This is a genomic window from Chryseobacterium artocarpi (genome assembly GCF_001684975.1).
Taxonomy (GTDB): Bacteria; Bacteroidota; Bacteroidia; order Flavobacteriales; family Weeksellaceae; genus Chryseobacterium; species Chryseobacterium artocarpi.
Genome location: NZ_MAYH01000049.1, coordinates 236,402 through 254,530, shown reverse-complemented (window position 1 = coordinate 254,530; position 18,129 = coordinate 236,402). Strand labels below are relative to the sequence as shown.

Genomic DNA, 18,129 nt, shown 5'->3' with positions numbered 1-18,129 from the left:
CGGACCAAGTGCTTTGTTCTGTATACCTTAGCTGATTATCAAATAATTTATATTTAGTGATATAGAATTTTTCATCGACTGTCATAGATGCAGGAAATATGGTTTATCATAAAAATACGGCACAGATCAATCTATCCTGTATTCTTAAGGTCTTTCCGAATGGTTTATCGTTTTATAATTTTCATAACAGCTTCAGAATTATTTATTCTTATTAAATAGGTTCCGAAAATCAACGATGAAACATTTATCTGTTTATTTTCAAATTTTCCGGATTTCATCAATTGTCCCAATTCGTTATATATCTCAAAATAATATTCTTTATCTTCATCAGCATTGATGTAAAGGATACTTTTAACAGGGTTGGGATATAAAGATATTTTATTTTCTACAGCTTTAGACATTATATCCTTAACACTTAATCCACCTCCCTGAGAGGTATCAACAAACTTTGAAGCTGGACCATTTTCATTTCCATTAGTATCATATTGTATTTTCACACACCGGCAATTCATTCCGAAATACGGATCATTATTGTCATGAAAGGCTATAAATTTATTGGCACTAGATGCTGCATCAAAAAGCACACTTACAGGTCTTCCTAAATAATTAGCATTCAAAGCAGATGTCCAGATTCCCGGATACTGAAAATTAATAACATTAAAAGTTCCCTGTGCAGACTGGTTTCCAACAACATTCCGAAAGCCACGGGACCCTGAATTGGGATAGTTTCCTACAGTATACAAATTGTGATTAAATGTATAACCTATAGTAGCTGTGGTAGATGGATTTCTAACTCTACTGCCTAAATAATCTGAAACAGCACTATATGAAGTCGCAATATTTTTATCTTTTTTATACCAGGGTGTCTGCCCAAAATCCAAACCTGAAATTAAAGCAACATTAGTAAGGTCAGGAATCCTCCAGCCTTCGGGACATGGATCAAAGGGAGATTTTTTTCCTCCTCTCCCCCATCTGTCTGCTGCGAGATTAGGTTCCGTTGCTAGCCAGTCTGTTCCGTTTGTATAATTCGGGACACTATTATTGAATGGTGAAAATGTGCTTGGAACCATATAAACCAATGGATTTTTAACGGAATAACTTAAGATTTTCGCGACTTTATCGGCAGGTTTATCGACTGCAAGAACATTAGACATTTCTGCATAAGTATTGTATGGGACAATATAATTTCCGGACAGATTATTATAAACAGCAGGGGTAAGCATTGTGTAAGAGACAGATCCATTATTTGATACATTTCCCAAAAATATGTTGTAAGAGCTTCTATTATCAGCATATTGAAATATTGGCAACGGATCTTTTCTTCCCCACTGATAGTGCAATCCAGTGGAAGCTCTTATTTTTGATAATTCTGTAACGGTAGGAGTAAGTGGGTTTGCTGTAACAGGAAAAGCATCTGTTGCTCCAAGATTTCTATCCATAAAAACAGTTTGTAAGACAACATCTGCTTTCTCAACGTAATTGATATAGTTTGTAGCTTCAGAAACCGGAATTTCTGTGGTATAAGTATAAGATCCAATGGATGAATCTGTCACCCAGATATGCCAGCTCCAATATACGGGAGAAGAAATACTTCCGTTATGTAATGTTATAACAGCATTCCCACTTTGATTAGGAGTTATTTCCACAGATATTTTCGAGTTTCCCAAATCCTGTAACGCTGAAGGGGATGGATTAGTCACAGAAAGCTTGTTAATAAGGTTTACATTGGTGGTCCAAAGAACATTTGTTTTTAAGCTATTAAAATTTGAAGGATTGAGAATATCACGATTATTAAGCAGCTGACTTTGTACCGAAAAAGCTTTACTGACAGGAATTTCTATACTTGAAAGCGATGAACTTTTAACAATCTGATAGGTATTCGGATTATTGATACCAACTTTATACTCTGTAACTGCCGGTAAATATTCCGTGGGAAAATCATAATCATTAACAATATACAATGGGTCTTTGATACATCTGCAACCATTGGCATCTGAAGTATACATGCCAGCAAGAGGAAAATAGAAATACCTACCTTTTATTCCCGGAAAGTTTGGATCCGGTACGTCCGGCTGTGTTTTATCCGGAATCATAGACAATCCTCTTACGCCAACCGCTGGTGAAGCATCAAAATGTCTTGCCATCGTTGCTGTCCATAACGCAATATGATGTTGATCACTATATTGTCCAAGATGAGCTCCTCTCAGCAACTGCCCTGTTCCGGGAAAAACACCCATATTATAACCTCCTACATTGGAAAGGTCGAAACCAAGATTTGGATAAATTTTAAAATTGTTCATAAAATCCGGAATTCCGGAATCTGTAGGCTTTATGATATAATTCTTATTAGCCTCAAAAAAATTTCCTGCCATATTCGTTTTTACTCCGAAAGGCGAAAAGTCTATTCTAATATCATCCACATAGTTTGGAGACGCAAGATTTGCCACAAGCATGGATGGTACTCTCCAGCCATTGGGACAGGGATCAAATGAAGATTTATCTCTATAGGGCTTAGCACTGTCATCGGTCTTGTAAATCTGATCTACCCTGCCCAAAGAATTATCAGACCAAAGATTAAGTTCCGAAAGCCTATTATCCGGTAAGCCGGCTGCTTTCCCAAACCAATTGACCGGAAGATTGATATTGTTATTGTAGTATGCCTGCCCTGAGTTATCATCTTTGTTTACATAGATCAGGCTCAATGGATTTTTTAAAGAGAGTCTTATATTATTGGTGACTTCTGCATTGGAAAGTAAAACGAATTTCCGAAGATCATCGATACTCATCGCATTGGTAAAGTTCTTCGCTCCTCTGTGCCTTACTCTACCAATAGATCCCGAAACTTCATAAAAATCATTTCCTCTTGTAACCAGAGGAGGTATAGGATCTTTTCTTCCCCACTGATAGAGAAGTCCTATGCTTCTATTCCAATCTGAAGCGGTAATAGAGCTGGAAATAGCGCCTAGATTTCGATCCATCCATTTCCATTCATTATTAGGAATTAACTCCGCTGTTCCATCTGCTCTCATTCTTTTCACTCCATCAAAACTCTTATAGGAAGATCCATTTGTAGGGTCATCTGTAACCCAAATGTGCCAGCTCCAGTAAATTTCTCCATTTACTTTTAATGCAACTACGGCATTTCCTTTTTTAGATTTATTGACAGCTACTTTTATTTTAGCGTCCTGTCCGGAGCCTAAAATCTCTAAAGCATAATTTGTTCCTGATTTTATCAATCCATGTACATCTTCCCAAAGTACCTCTGCTGTCGCTGTTCCTGAGGGGATTCCATTACCATTGATATAGCTTCCTCCACTCGACATTGCATAAGCTTTTTTAACAGGAATCAGTATACCTTCACTATTTTGCTCAGGGTTGAAAATGTAACTATTAGGAGCTTTTTTCCAATCGGGAATTATTCTCTGTGCTATTTTCTTCTGAATTGGCTTTACTAATGAATCTAGTTTCTCAATCTTATGCCCTACTAAGAGAAAACCTTTTACTGAAATAATATTCCCCTTAATAAAACACATACTTATCAACACTAAGCAGAATGCTGCCGTTAATTTTTCAATCAACCTTTTCATACTTTATGGATTTGAGTGTATCCTTAGCGGAATACAACTTTTAAGCCTATATCAATAAAATGATATTTATTTTATAAATAAATATTCAATATTTAAATTAAACAACAAACAAATCAACATAAAAATATTATAAGCAAATGAAACACATTCAAATAAAATAAAAAAAACAGACTACCTTCAAAAGCAGCCTGTCTATTTTATTGTTATTTAAAAGGATTTTACGGAAGTACGTAATTTCTATAAAGATCTATAGAAAATCGACCAGCTTTGATATTATTAAAGTATCCAAATACTACAAAATTGAATACCACAAGGGAAATAATAAATGCATAGATCATATTCTTCATCCTATCAGACACTACATACATAGCATTCGGGATAATGACATAAGCAAATCCAATGAAAGCTCCTGCAAGTCGGGAAGAGAAAATAGGGTTATTTCTAAAGATAAAATATAAACAAATTCCTACTAAGGCATAGTTTCTGTGATATTCATAGTAAGGAAAATATTCCTTCATCTTTGTATCGAAAAAGAAAAGGAAAAAAGTCAGAATTGCCATCATTGCCTCAGGAATACCCACCCCCCCATTCAGCCTTTGAGCACTGATCTCTACATATCCGTTAAATCCCTCTACAAGGGAACTTTCCGACGCCATCCCGCTCAGAAAATCTCCAAGCACACGATACACTTCGAAAGGGGATAATAAAATCGAGCCAATAATCATCAGAAGCATTATCGTTTTATTCAAAGGTACCCGGGCGAGCCAGTACATGGGTAAGAACAGATAACACACACTGTGAATTCCGGAGCCTATGAATATAAAAAAGAGGTAATACCAGAGTTTCCGTTCTTTGATAAACCTTATAGCAAAATAAACAATAAAGGTTCCAAGGTTTTGTCTTATCTGTCCACTTTCTCCAATGAAGAAATTCGGGATAAACATAAACAGCGTGAAGGTAAAAGGATAAAAGGTATTGTTATCAGTATATTCCACTTTAAAGAACATAGCAAACAGAGCTATGACAAAGGTCACCATATAAAACGGCGCATCAAAAACATTGAGGAGAACCTTATTGATCAAAGTATATAGCCATTCTACATCCAACAACTCCGGACCTTCCAAATGGAGCATCTTCATAAAGATACTGTAATAGCTCTTCTCATCAGAATAAATATAAATTCCAAGATAACTTCCATAATCCGGTCCTACATCATTCCTAAGCCCTGCAAGAATCACAAAGTAGGCTCCAAGCAGCCAAAACCACTTTTTGTCCACTTTTCTTCCATAGACTTCCTGAATACTGAAGATCAGCATGTAAATAATCGCAATTATATAATATGGATGGAGTAAAGTCATGCTATATCTCTGATGTTTTTTTAAACTGGTGATAGACAATTATAATCCCTGTCAGAATCAAAGGTAAAAATAACCTTATTTCCCAAAAAAGTCCTACCAAGGTAATCATAACCAAATAAGGAATGCAAAAGAAAAGATATTTACCAAACACCTCTCTATTCTCCTTATCTGCACAAAGCTTATATATAAAATAAAGTACAGTAACCGCAAAAAGCAATCCTGCAAGATTAAAAGGACTTGAAAAATTTCTGTTAATATAAAACCCTTCTACAAAAGTAGTTTCATCCTGCACAAGCATTGCCCGCAATCCCAAATATGGAACCAGAAAAGCAATCACCAATGGTATCAATTTCCAAATTACCTGATAGTTTCCTTTCTTCAAATCATCTATCGTAAAGAATACAGCTGCAAAAAAAGCAATATTAATGCAGGCTGTTTCTCTCACCAAAGTAGATAATGCAATAAGCCCGGTTAAAAGATACAGGAATATATTTTTATGGGTAAGTAAATATTTCAAGGTAAAAAAAACTCCTGTTAAATAACAAAAAAGAGCAATTGTATCACAATTTGTAGGAGCATATTGTGTGAGTACAATAAAAAACACAGACAAAAGATGAATGATCCTTCTGGCGTTCAGATTTAAAAGAAAAGGAGTCGCTTTAAGTTTAAAAATCATATTCAGCACCACTGAACATAATATAAAGAAGACACTGTTCATTAAGAAAAGCCCGTGGTAAAAAGGAGTTCCGTTCTTAGATAAAAAGTCTCTAAAGAACGAAAGAGGACCATTGATCAGATAAAACATCAGATCTGTCATCTGCACACTCAGATAATTGGGAATCACCCTATATGCATATACTGAGGAAAATAAAAAGTCAGGAGTTCGCTCCGAAATCTTTAGTCTTGTATAAGAAGACTCAAATCCGTAGTAAGACATCGCAAATATCAGAAGGGGGAGCACTATTATAAATAGGAATCCGTTTATTTTTTCATCATTCTTTTTCAACATATCTAAAACAGATTCTTATTTTTTAATAATAATTTGTGGTTTAAAATACATTTCATCAAAAGGGAACTTTTGCAAAAGTAGAATATTTTTTTATTCTTCCTAGAATATTTTATTGATTTTCAGTCAAAACTTATGGTCTAACTATTTTGAACTAATTCTTAAAAATTTAAATTTGCAGACTTGATTTAAATGCAATGCATCGCTTTTTTATATTTTTATACTATCTGATTTCCAGGAACAAAATCCTTTCTGTGTTCACAGCCTTAGGAATTGCCGCTATATGTCTTTTCTTTGCTTCAAAGATTAATTTTGAGGAGGATATTAATCAGATCATTCCTAAAAGTGAAAAATCAGACCTAACAGCTAAGGTACTTAAACAGCTTAACTTCTCTGATAAAATCATTGTTATCATAGAAAATAAATCCAATGAAGATAGTTTCCAGCTCTCTGAAACAGCGGATACCTTTTTGCAAAAAATAGACCCTTTACAAAAGTACATTGGCTCTGTTCAGGGAAAAGTAAATGATAACGAGATTTCTGAAACCTTTGATTTTGTAAGCCAAAACCTTCCTTTATTTCTAAATGAAAACGACTATAAGGAAATTGAAGGAAAGCTCCAGAAAGACAGCATTGCCCAGCAGGTAGAGAACAATTACATGTCTCTGGTTTCCCCTACAAGTCTCGTGACAAAAGAGTTCATCAAAAAAGACCCTCTGGGGCTGACTTTTTTAGGAATCAAAAAATTAAATGCATTAAATATCAGCAAAGATTTCAAACTGGAAGACAGCTATATTGTCACCAAAGACGGAAAAAACCTTCTGCTGTTCATCGATCCTAAAAATAAAAGCAATGATACAAAAGGAAATGAGTTTTTTGTAGATCAGCTTAACATCATAAAAGACAACCTTAACAAGCAATTCAAAGGCAAAACCGAAATAAGCTTTTTTGGTTCACCTGTGATTGCTGTTGCCAACGCCAAACAGATAAAGAAGGATATCCAGAATACAGTCATGATCTCAATGACTGTACTTTTGATCTTGCTGATCTATTATTTCAGGAACTTCTTTACTCCGATTATTGTATTCCTTCCAACGGTATTTTCGGTATTACTGGCTTTATTGATTCTGTATTTTATTAAGGATAAAATTTCGGCAATCTCTTTAAGTGTAGGTGCTATTCTGATCGGAATTACCATAGATTATGCCCTGCATATTCTTACACATTATAAGCACAACAATAATATTGAAGAGCTTTACAAAGAAATTACACAGCCTATTGTATTAAGTAGTGCGACTACTGCTGTTTCGTTTTTATGTCTTGTATTTGTAAGGTCGGAAGCATTAAAAGATCTGGGACTTTTTGCAGCCATCACGGTTATTTTATCATCCATCAGTGCCCTGATTATCGTTCCTCAACTTTATAAGCCGAAACAAACAGAAGAGAAAATCAATACTAATTTTATTGATAAGATCGGGTCATATCCTTATGAAAAGAATAAACCGTTGATCATAGGATGCTCCGTTATCATTCTTGCCTGTCTCTTTGGTTTCAGACATGTAGGATTTAATGAAGACATTGGTGATCTGAACTATATTCCAAAGGAAATGAAGATCAGTGAGGCTAAGCTGCAAAAGCTTTCCGACATTACATCAAAGTCTATCTACACGATTTCTTACGGAAACTCCGAAGAGGAAGCTCTTGCCAGAAACTCTCAGCTAAGTTCGTTTCTTGAACAGGAGAAAAAAGAGGGCAAAATCCTGAGCTATAATTCAATCGGAAGCGTTGTTTTATCAGAGAAAGATCAACAGAGAAAAATTAAAGAATGGCAAAATTTCTGGAATGATAATAAAAAGAACCAGACTATTTCAGAATTGGTAAGTAATGGGAATAAGTTTGGCTTCAACAGTTCTGCATTTGATAATTTCAATGAAATTCTAAACAAAAGCTATTCAACATTAGACCTTAAAGACTACGAAAAGGTAAAAGCCCTTCAGATTTCGGAGTTTATGAGCAATGAGAATGGTTTTTATACAGTTTCCAACGTTGTAAAAGTTGATGAAAAGAAAAGAGATTCCTTCATCAAGGATATCGAGAAAAAACATGATGCTCTTGCGATTGATCGTCAACAGATGAATGAAAATTTCTTAGGTTTATTGAAAAGAGATTTCAATACCCTGATCAATTATTCTCTTTTGGCAATCGTTCTCACAATCATTGTTTTCTTTAGAAATTTTGAGCTGACGGTTCTTACCATGTTCCCAATTGTCCTTACAGGAGTAGTGACAGCAGGAATTCTTTATTTCTTAGGCTTGGAGTTAAATATTTTCAGTACAGTAGTTTGTACGTTGGTCTTTGGGGTAGGTGATGATTTCAGTATTTTCCTTACCCAAGCAATGCAAAAAGAACATACAACAGGAAAAAATGAACTTCCTACATACAGAACATCTATTATTCTGGCTGTATTTACCACCATTTTATCTATTGGATCATTAATTTTTGCAAAACATCCTGCTCTACATTCACTTGCCCTGGTGGCATTAATCGGAATGTTCTCTGTAATTATCATCACTTCTACACTATATCCGTTTTGGTTTAGATTTTTTATTACCAACAGAGCTAAAAAAGGACTTTCGCCAATCACCTTCAGACTATTGTTAAATTCTATCGTTTCATTTTTATATTACGGACTGGGAGGGTTAATATTTTCAGCATTTGGAAGTTTTTTCGTGAAAAATTCAAAGGGAAAAACGTTGGATATTATTAAACTTATTTTAGCTAAGTTTTTAACTTCTGTGCTGTATTCTAATCCTTTTGTAAAGAAGAAGGTCATTAAAAATCCAAATGAAGATTTCAGCAAACCGGCTGTTATTATTGCTAATCATACCTCATTTTTAGATACGCTGGCAATTGCGATGGCGACTCATAAGATCATTTATCTGGTCAATGACTGGGTATATCAATCTCCTGTTTTTGGAAAGTTGGTAAGAGCTTTAGGTTTTTACCCGGTTTCTCAAGGCATTGAAAACGGAATGGAAAAACTGAAAGAAAAAATTGCTCAAGGATATTCCCTTGTTGTTTTCCCTGAAGCGGAACGTTCTTACACCAATGATGTAAAAAGATTTCACAAAGGAGCTTTCTATCTTGCAGAGCAATTTGAACTGGATGTTCTTCCTTTATATATTCATGGTAATTCAGAAGTACTTCCGAAAGGAGATTTCATTATCTATGACGGAAGTATCACCGTAAAAGTGGGCGAACGAATCAGTAAAGATGATCTAAGTTTTGGTAAAAATTATTCAGAAAGAACAAAAAAGATCAATGCTTACTACAGAAATCAGTTTGCTAAACTGAGAGAAGAAATTGAAGATGAAAATTATTTTAAAAAGCAATTATTCTTAAGCTATCTGTATAAAGACAGTGAGGTGGTAACGGAAGTAAAAAAAGATTTCAATACGAATAAATCCGTATATTTTGAACTGAATAAACACATCACTAATGATGCTAACATCCTTCACATTGCTGATGATTACGGACAAAAAGATGCATTGATTACGTTATATCAGGCAAGCAGAAGAATATTTACATTAATCAACAATGATGAAAAAAGAGCAGTTGCAGCTCATAATTATTTAGTTAAAAGAAGAAAAATACTTTATATAAAGGATCTTTCGGAGATAAATAAGAAAGTAGATATTCTGCTTATTTCTGATGACAATTTTAATATGAATACAATTCAGGAACTCCCTGACACTGTAATTTTTGTGAATACTAAGAATCTCACTTTTGAAAATAAAAATTATACATTAAAATTCAGTTCCGAAGCAATAAAAGTATTTAAAACTGAATAATAAATATGAAAAACATATTTTTGTAAACGCTAAAAAGATTCCATGAAAAAAAATATACTTGTCATATATTATTCTCAAACCGGACAACTGGAAGATATTGTGAGAAATATTGCCAAGCCTTTTGAAACTCAAAAGGAAGAATATGATGTCACATATTATAACATTCAATTGAAGGAAGATTTCCCTTATCCTTGGCCCGGTGATGTTTTTTTTGACACTTTCCCGGAATCTTATTTACAAATACCAAAAGAAATACTACCTCCATCTGAAGAAATACTGAATAAAAAGTATGACCTCATCCTGTTTGGATACCAAGTATGGTTTCTTACTCCTTCTATTCCTATTATTTCATTCCTGAAAAGCGGATATGCAGCACAGCTGCTTAAAGACACTCCTGTTATCACGATTTCCGGAACGAGAAATATGTGGATGCTTTCTCAGGAAAAACTAAAAGTCTACCTTAGAGATTTAAAAGCAAAGCTTGTAGGTAACATTGCATTAGTAGACAGGCACGACAATTATACCAGTGTATTGACTATTGTTCGATGGCTGACAAAAGGACAGAAAGAAAAATCAGGGCTTCTACCCGCAGCCGGAGTTTCTGATGAAGAAATTGCAGGCTCAGTAAAATATGGAGACATTATCACAAAGCACTTTAGAAGCAATGATCTGGAGAATTTACAACCCGATCTCGTGAAAAATGGAGCAGTAGAAATTCGCCCTTTTCTGGTACGTGTAGAAAAGGTAGGAAACAAAATTTTCACAGTATGGTCTCATCTGATTATCAAGAAAAAAGAGAAACGTCCATTGCTGATAAAATTCTTTAAGGTATATTTGATGACTGCGATATGGGTAATCTCACCTGTCGTATTAGTCTTACACCTTCTTACAACCCCTATATTTTGGTTTAAAAGACAAAAACAAAAACGATATTTACAAGGAATTAATTTAAAATAGAATGTACGACGTATTTATAACAAAGGCATCAAAATATTTACCCAATGAACCGGTATCGAATGATGAGATGGAGAAATATCTTGGGCTAATCAATGACGCACCTTCTAAAGCTAGATCACTTATTTTAAGAAATAATAAAATCACCACAAGATATTATGCTTTAGATAAGGAAGGAAACCCTACACATTCCAATGCACAGCTTACAGCAAAAGCTATCGAAGGTCTTTTTGATGACAATTTCAAAAAGGAGGATATGAAATTATTATCCGTAGGAACTACTTCTCCGGATCAAATCCAACCTTCACATGCTTCTATGGTTCATGGTGAACTGAACATCGGGAAATCCATTGAAATCAATACAGCAACCGGGCTTTGCAACTCTGGGATGAATGCGCTGAACTACGGATTCCTTTCAGTAAAAGCCGGTGTACAGGAAAGTGCGGTATGTGCAGGTTCCGAAAGAATGTCTGCATGGATGACTGCTGATAAATTCAACCACGAAGCGGAGAATTTAAAATTATTGGAAGAAAGACCAATCATTGCTTTCAAAAGAGAATTCCTTAGATGGATGCTCTCTGATGGAGCAGGTGCTTTCCTATTACAAAATAAACCAAGAGAAAACAGTATATCTTTAAAGGTAGAATTTATAGATTTCTATTCTTATGCTCACGAGATTGAGGCATGTATGTATGCAGGATGTGAAAAGCAGGAAGACGGAAGCCTAAAATCATGGGCAGATTATCCATCAGATTCATGGTTGAAGGATTCTATTTTTGCGATTAAACAGGATACTAAAATCCTTGATAAGTATATTCTTGTAAAGGGTGCAGAAAGTTTAAGAGCATCTTTTGATAAACATAATTTGGATCCTGAAAAAATCGACCATGTATTGGCTCATATCTCTTCAGGATATTTCAAAGATGGTTTAAAAGAAGAATTTGCTAAAAAAGGAATGGATTTCCCTGCTGAAAAGTGGTTCTACAATCTTTCAAGCATTGGAAACATTGGTGCAGGATCTATCTTCGTAGCATTAGAGGAGCTAATGAATTCAGGTACATTGAAAAAAGGAGAAAAAGTACTTCTTTGTGTTCCTGAAAGTGGAAGATTCGCTTATTCTTGTTCTTTATTAACGGTTTGCTAATGGAAAACAGACTGCCAACATCCGATACAGATTTTGTACAAAGTCTTATTCCGCAACGTGCTCCGTTTATAATGGTACACGAACTATCGGAATACTCAGAAAACCATCTGATTTCCGGATTCGAAATAAAAGAAGAGAACCTTTTTGTTCAGGACGGATTTTTCCAAGCTTCAGGTCTGATCGAGCATCAGGCTCAAAGTGTAGCGCTCCATACAGGATATAAATATCACTTGCTTGGAAAAGATGCACCAACAGGATATATCGGAGCGATTAAATCTTTTGAAGCCGAGGTATTACCTAAAGTTGGAGATCAACTGAAATCTGAGGTAACTATCCTCAATGAAGTAATGGGAGTAACACTTGTAGACATTGTTACCAAATTAAATGGTGAAGTGATTGCAAAATCTCAAATGAAAACTGCTGTAAAATAACTTGTAATGGAAATCAAGGAAGAAAATATCATTAATATTCACAACTTTTTACCTCATCGTGAACCGATGCTCATGGCAGACTATATACTGGAACTGACCAAGGAAAAAGTAGTGACTTCCTTTGAAATAAAAGAAGATAATGTATTTGTTCACAACAATGAATTCGTTGAAGCGGGCTTAATTGAAAACCTTGCCCAAACCTGTTCATCCATCCTTGGACAAAGCTTTTTTGAAAATCCCGAAGCAGATACCAAGGTAATAGGTTTTATTACCAATATCAAAAAAATTGAAATTTTCGGACTTCCAAAAGTAAATGATAAAATCATTTCAAAAGCATCCCTGATTTCCCAGTTTGAAAATATCTGCCACATTTTCTGTGAGACATTCAATAATAATGAATTGTTGATCCGAGCAGAAATCAACCTGTTTATTCAGGAGGTAAAATCGTAAAAAGAAAGAAAAAAACTATAAAAGCTGCACATTTTGTGCAGCTTTTTTTATGATTACATAGATTATTGGGAATTTCTATTATTTAACACGGTGATCGCAAGAGAAATTTTTTATTCTTATTATTTTAAAGTTCGCAAAGGCATTTCACTCAGCAAAGATTGCTATCTATTGTTACTTAGAGACTTGTTGTTTTGTTAGGTTTTGGCTAAAGCCAAATGAACTTCTATTCTTTATTTAGGCGGGCTAAAGCCCACCTCTATTGAATTACACACACCAATCAAAGATATTCCCTTGCTGAGTGAAGCGCCCTTGCGATCGGAAATATCCGTATTTTATAATCCTTTTGCGAACTCTTGCGTTATAAAAGAATTCATCAAAGATTCTTGTAAATATTCGTGAAATTTGCGTTTAAATAACAGAATATTTCACGTGAAACATTCCACATAAAGATGAAATGACAATTATCATCAAAAGCCCTATTTCAAACAAAAAGTGGAACATTTCTGCTCCACTTTACCTATTATTAAAATTAAAAAAAATTAGTATCCAAAGATCTCTTCAAGAGATACTTCCTGGAATTCACCCATTTTGTTGATAGATTCCATATTCAGATTTTCTTTTTTACCAATGATTGCCGTATTGTATTTTACCGGTTTGATCTCCGTATTATAGAATCCTGTCAGTTGAGGTAATGTCAACCCTTGAATTTCAGCATAAGTATCTTTTCTCACATCGTAATCAACGCCTAGTTTTTTCAACGCTAACTGACTGAAGAAAATATTCGTTCTGTTAATTCTGTTGGAAGCAATCTGCTTTAATGCAGAACCTCTTGCATTTTCAAACTGTGTTGGAATTTGTGGTAATTCAGCCATCAACTCGTTCATTGCATTTACAGCAAGAGGAAGTTTATTTGCCTGTGTTCCTATGTAATTGGTGATATAGTTTGCATGCCCTTTTTCCGAAGCATTAGCATAAGAAACATAAGCAGAATACGCCAATGACTTACTTTCTCTGATCTCCTGGAAAACAATAGAAGACAAACCTCTTCCGAAGTATTCATTGAAAACAGTTGATTTTCCAAAGTTACTAAGGTTTACAGGGCTTGCTTTTGCTACTTTCGCCATTTCCATTTGTACCATGTCGTAGTTCGCAAAATATACCTTTCCTGTTGTAGCCGGTTCTGCATATTCTTTAGCTTTTGCGGGCTGAAGGCTTGTACTTGTGATATAAGGTTTTACTGCTTTTTCCATACCAGCCTGATCCTGTCCGTAAAGGAATACCTGGTAAGGATATTGGTTCAGTGTTTTTACCTTTTTCATCAGTTCTGTAGCATCAATACTTTCTAGACGAGCTTTAGAAATAACATCTGTCAGCCTTGAGTCTTTTCCATATTTTGCATAGTTGGAAAGAGCACCCATAATTCTCACTTTATCTCTCTTGGCAGCATCTCTTGCTTCAAGGATCGTTTTAACAGTTTGGCTGTAGATCGTTTTATCAGCTTTTACATTCGTCATCCAATGATTCATAAGCTCTGCTCCCTTCTTCATATTGCTTTCAAGTCCAGATAACGTGATCACTGTCTGATCGTTGGATGTTCTGAAACTGTATGTAATTCCTAATTTAAAGAATTCCTCTTTCAGTTGCTCCGGTGTATATTTATCTGTTCCAAGGTATTCAAAAACAGTTCCTGCTAAAGAAAGCTCCTTATCATTATCTGTTCCGAAAGGGAAAATATAACTTACCTGAGCAATCTCATTGTATTTATTCTTTACAAAACTTACCGTTTTATCTTTTACCTGTGAAGTCTGAATAGCCGTTTTATAATCTATAAACTCTGGTTTGCTCTCTGTAACCTTTGTATTTAAAATATCTTTAAGGAAAGGAGATTGTGCTTCTTTGTTCAGTTTAATAGGAGTAATTCCTGGGTTTTCTACTCTTACCAATTTATCATTTACACCTTTCTCTTTATAAACCACTACATAGTTATCCTTAAAGAAATCATTCGCAAACTTTACAACATCAGCTTTAGTGATTTTTTCATATTGATTGATTTCATCCAGCTCCTGCTCCCATGTTCTTCCTTTGATATAAGAATCATAAAGTTCTGTCGCAAGACCGTCAGCAGTTTCAAGACCTTTCATACGCTGAACTCTCTTATCATTTACGATAGCTTTCAGCATCCAATCCGGGAATTGTCCTTTTTTAACAAGCTCAATCTGGTCCAGTAATAGTTTTTTAGCCTCATCGAAGCTCTGACCTTCTTTAGGCGTTACAACTAATCCAAAGTAACCATATGTTTTAAATGGAGATTCGTAAGCTCCGGCACCTAAAGTTTTCTGCTTTTGATTAATATTAAGGTCAATTAATCCCGCATCACCTCTGTTACTTAAAATTTCAGCAACAACATCGGCTAATCTTGCTTCCTGACTTCCGTAAGAATCCGTTCTCCACGCCATTGTCATTCTTGCATTAGAAGGACTTTTTACTGTTCTGGAAACAATTTGAGTCATTGGCTCTTCGGAAACCATCTTTTTCATCGGAAGTTCCTTATACTTGAAAGCACCGAAATAATGATCAACTAATTTTATAGTTTTATCATAATCAAGATCACCAACCAATACTACAGCCATATTATTAGGCACATAATAGGTATCGAAATACTTATGAATAGCCACCATTGAAGGACTCTTTAAGTGTTCAGAAGTACCGATAGTTGTTTGTTGTCCGTTCGGGTGTTTTGGGAAAAGAGCTTCCATCAAAGCGTAGTTTACAAGACGTCCGTCGTTATCCTGCGCTCTGTTGTACTCTTCATATACCGCTTCTAATTCTGTGTGGAAAAGACGAAGTACCAATTCTGAAAAACGCTCTTTTTCTACTTTCAGCCATTTTTCAAGCTCATTAGCAGGAATATTATTTTTGTAAACTGTTTCATCCAACCAGGTATGGGCATTTGTTCCAGTAGCTCCTAATGAAGAGATAGCTTTATCATATTCATTGGCGATTGCATATTTTGATGCTTCCTGAGAAACCTCATCAATCTTTTTATAAAGTTCTCTTTTCTTTGCAGGATCTTTTTCTGCCTTATGTTGTTCATAAAGATCAGAGATCTGCTGTAACAAAGCTTTTTCCTTTGCCCAATCCTGAGTTCCCAAATGAGAAGTTCCCTTGAAAACCATATGCTCTAAATAGTGAGCCAGCCCTGTATTGTCACTTGGATCATTATTAGATCCCGTTCTCACAGGAATATAAGTTTGAATTCTTGGTGCATCCTCATTTTTTGCAAGATATACCTTTAATCCGTTTTTCAAAGTATAAACTCTTACTCCGGCATTATCATTCTTTACCGTTTCATAAGTGTAACCTTGAGCATCCGTCAGCTTTTGTGTATCGAATTTCTGAGCCATTGCACTTAGCATGCAGAAAAGCGAAACAGAAATAAAAAACTTCTTCATAGTTGTTATTTAATAGTTATTTTTTTCTATCCAATATTTATCCATTAGTAGTATGATAGAGCATAGTTGTTACATATAGCCAGTACAAACATTAATAATAATTACTAACGGTGTTTTTATGATTCCAATATCTCTGATTAGTTAAACACATTAATATCTAAAACCACAAAAATGAAATTTCTAGAATCATCTCCAGCTTGATTAAACTAAATAAAATTAAGGAGTAACGCTTTTAAATGGTAAAAAAACTGCAATAGCTTATACATGTACCTTTCGACACTAATCCTTATACAGGCTCAGTTTCACAGCAATACCATCGTCTGGCTTAGTGTAATTTTCATATTGTGTATTTTCACTATTTTAGCCAACTGATTAAAAGAATCAAAACAGGTGAACTATTTTTCATCTGGAATCTAAAAAAAATTAAACATTATTTAGATGAAAAAACAAGACCTACCTCAAGACGAAAGCAATCTGAAATCCGCCAACATGACAGAAGTGTTGTACGTAACAGATGAGAATGATAATTATACAACAGCAAATAGTACAGGCTGGGATGCAAAAAAAGCTGCTCTGGACGAATCCATGGAACTTATTCATGAAAGAATAGATGAAGCAAAACAAAATGTTGCCAATAATATCGTAAGCCCGATCGTTTATTTTATGGAACTGAATAAAATGGACCTTGGGGTACTTTCCTCTTACGTAGGAATGTGGCAGTGGAGGGTAAAAAGACACTTTAAACCCAAAGTATTTAAAACACTAAGCGAAACCGCACTGAAAAAATATGCCGACGCATTCGGAATTTCAGTCAATGAATTAAAAAACTTCGATGGGAAATAAATGAAATGAGCACTATGCTCTATTCCATTTAACCAATGAAAAAGATATAAGCTACCAATGAAATTAAATTTTGAACACCATCAGACTGCGCATTGCGAAAACGGTGTTGCTTCTAATCTACTTCTTAACAGAGGACTGAAACTCAGTGAACCTATGATCTTCGGGATCGGTTCAGGATTGTTTTTTGTCTATCTGCCTTTTTTAAAGGTAAACTTTGCTCCGGGCTTCAGCTATCGTCCGATGCCGGGTGCAATCTTTAGTAAAGCAGCAAAAAGATTAGGAATTAAAATAAAAAGAGAAAAATTCTCAAACCCTCAGGATGCTCAGAAGGCATTAGAAAGAAATTTAGAACAAAATATACCTACAGGGCTTCAGGTAGGCGTTTTCAACCTTACTTATTTCCCTGAAGAATATAAATTCCACTTCAATGCTCATAACCTTGTAGTATACGGTAAAGAAGACGGAAAATTCCTGATCAGTGATCCGGTAATGGATTATACCACTTCCCTTTCAGAAGCTGAATTGGAAAAAGTAAGATATGCCAAGGGTGCACTTCCTCCCAAAGGACATATGTACTACCCTATCTATATTCCTGAAAATATTCATTTGGAAGAGGCTATTAAAAAAGGAATCAAAGACACTTGTAAAAATATGCTGGCTCCCGTTCCACTTATCGGAGTAAAAGCAATGCGATGGGTAGCAAAAAGTATCCCGAAATGGGCAGAAAAGAAAGGTACAAAAGTTACCAATCATTATCTTGGGCAGCTGATCAGAATGCAGGAGGAAATCGGGACCGGAGGTGGTGGCTTCAGATTTATTTATGGAGCTTTTCTTCAGGAAGCAGCCGTTATCCTTAAAAACGATGAGTTAAAAGAATTATCAAGGGAAATCACTTCTATTGGAGACCTTTGGAGAGACTTTGCCGTGGATATTGCCAGAGTGTATAAAAACAGAAACTCGAAGAGCAATATTTATAATGAATTATCAAAAACAATGCTTCATATCGCAGATTTAGAAGAAGCTTTCTATAAAAAACTGAGAAAAGCGATCTGA

At 35.0% G+C, this 18,129-nt stretch carries 11 protein-coding genes; 7 read left to right on the top strand and 4 right to left on the bottom strand.

The genetic code is table 11. The features are described from left to right. Positions 1-164: 164 nt before the first annotated feature. The 3 genes from BBI01_RS20450 to BBI01_RS20440 all read right to left on the bottom strand — a co-directional run bounded on the left by BBI01_RS20450 (position 165) and on the right by BBI01_RS20440 (position 5,954). On the bottom strand, positions 165-3,587 hold the full coding sequence (locus BBI01_RS20450) for a T9SS type A sorting domain-containing protein (RefSeq protein ID WP_083190175.1): 3,423 nt from the start codon (positions 3,585-3,587) through the stop codon (positions 165-167). A gap of 218 nt (positions 3,588-3,805) precedes the next feature. Next, positions 3,806-4,945, bottom strand: a complete 1,140-nt coding sequence (locus BBI01_RS20445) for an EpsG family protein (protein ID WP_228394045.1) — start codon at positions 4,943-4,945, stop codon at positions 3,806-3,808. Between the two features lies 1 nt (position 4,946). Beyond that, on the bottom strand, positions 4,947-5,954 hold the full coding sequence (locus BBI01_RS20440) for a hypothetical protein (RefSeq protein WP_065396491.1): 1,008 nt from the start codon (positions 5,952-5,954) through the stop codon (positions 4,947-4,949). Positions 5,955-6,205: 251 nt separating this feature from the next. Between BBI01_RS20440 and BBI01_RS20435 the strand changes: the two genes are divergently transcribed. From BBI01_RS20435 to BBI01_RS20415, 5 genes are read left to right on the top strand one after another with little or no spacing between them, the layout of a single operon-like run. Continuing rightward, a complete protein-coding gene (locus BBI01_RS20435; RefSeq protein ID WP_228394044.1) occupies positions 6,206-9,802 on the top strand; it encodes an MMPL family transporter in 3,597 nt (1,198 codons plus the stop codon). 42 nt (positions 9,803-9,844) lie between these two features. After that, positions 9,845-10,759, top strand: coding sequence for a hypothetical protein (locus BBI01_RS20430; RefSeq protein ID WP_065396489.1), 915 nt, complete (start codon positions 9,845-9,847; stop codon positions 10,757-10,759). A gap of 1 nt (position 10,760) precedes the next feature. Further along, complete coding sequence (gene darB / locus BBI01_RS20425; RefSeq protein ID WP_065396488.1) at positions 10,761-11,900, top strand: dialkylresorcinol biosynthesis protein DarB; 1,140 nt, start codon at positions 10,761-10,763, stop codon at positions 11,898-11,900. Next, positions 11,900-12,331, top strand: a complete 432-nt coding sequence (locus BBI01_RS20420) for a hotdog family protein (protein WP_065396487.1) — start codon at positions 11,900-11,902, stop codon at positions 12,329-12,331. The genes darB and BBI01_RS20420 overlap by 1 nt, the downstream gene beginning before the upstream one ends. 6 nt (positions 12,332-12,337) lie before the next feature. Next, positions 12,338-12,781 carry a hotdog family protein gene (locus BBI01_RS20415; RefSeq protein ID WP_065396486.1) on the top strand — a complete coding sequence of 148 codons (444 nt, stop codon included), beginning with the start codon at positions 12,338-12,340 and terminating at the stop codon, positions 12,779-12,781. Between the two features lie 539 nt (positions 12,782-13,320). On the opposite strand, the gene BBI01_RS20410 is transcribed toward BBI01_RS20415, so the two are convergent. Further along, positions 13,321-16,233: a M16 family metallopeptidase gene (locus BBI01_RS20410; protein WP_065396485.1), complete on the bottom strand. Its 2,913-nt coding sequence runs from the start codon at positions 16,231-16,233 to the stop codon at positions 13,321-13,323. A 438-nt stretch (positions 16,234-16,671) separates the two neighbouring features. On the opposite strand from BBI01_RS20410, the gene DarG reads away from it, so the two are divergent. Next, a complete protein-coding gene (gene DarG / locus BBI01_RS20405) occupies positions 16,672-17,076 on the top strand; it encodes a flexirubin biosynthesis protein DarG (protein WP_065396484.1) in 405 nt (134 codons plus the stop codon). Positions 17,077-17,133: 57 nt separating this feature from the next. Continuing rightward, positions 17,134-18,129: a BtrH-related acyltransferase DarH gene (darH, locus tag BBI01_RS20400; RefSeq protein ID WP_065396483.1), complete on the top strand. Its 996-nt coding sequence runs from the start codon at positions 17,134-17,136 to the stop codon at positions 18,127-18,129.

What these genes read in the sequence shown, in the direction of transcription:
- BBI01_RS20450 (WP_083190175.1), bottom strand. Translation starts at nt 3,587, where the DNA reads ATGAAAAGGTTGATTGAAAAATTAACGGCAGCATTCTGCTTAGTGTTG.
- BBI01_RS20445 (WP_228394045.1), bottom strand. Translation starts at nt 4,945, where the DNA reads ATGACTTTACTCCATCCATATTATATAATTGCGATTATTTACATGCTG.
- BBI01_RS20415 (WP_065396486.1), top strand. Translation starts at nt 12,338, where the DNA reads ATGGAAATCAAGGAAGAAAATATCATTAATATTCACAACTTTTTACCT.
- darH (WP_065396483.1), top strand. Translation starts at nt 17,134, where the DNA reads ATGAAATTAAATTTTGAACACCATCAGACTGCGCATTGCGAAAACGGT.
- BBI01_RS20430 (WP_065396489.1), top strand. Translation starts at nt 9,845, where the DNA reads ATGAAAAAAAATATACTTGTCATATATTATTCTCAAACCGGACAACTG.
- darB (WP_065396488.1), top strand. Translation starts at nt 10,761, where the DNA reads ATGTACGACGTATTTATAACAAAGGCATCAAAATATTTACCCAATGAA.
- DarG (WP_065396484.1), top strand. Translation starts at nt 16,672, where the DNA reads ATGAAAAAACAAGACCTACCTCAAGACGAAAGCAATCTGAAATCCGCC.
- BBI01_RS20410 (WP_065396485.1), bottom strand. Translation starts at nt 16,233, where the DNA reads ATGAAGAAGTTTTTTATTTCTGTTTCGCTTTTCTGCATGCTAAGTGCA.
- BBI01_RS20420 (WP_065396487.1), top strand. Translation starts at nt 11,900, where the DNA reads ATGGAAAACAGACTGCCAACATCCGATACAGATTTTGTACAAAGTCTT.
- BBI01_RS20440 (WP_065396491.1), bottom strand. Translation starts at nt 5,954, where the DNA reads ATGTTGAAAAAGAATGATGAAAAAATAAACGGATTCCTATTTATAATA.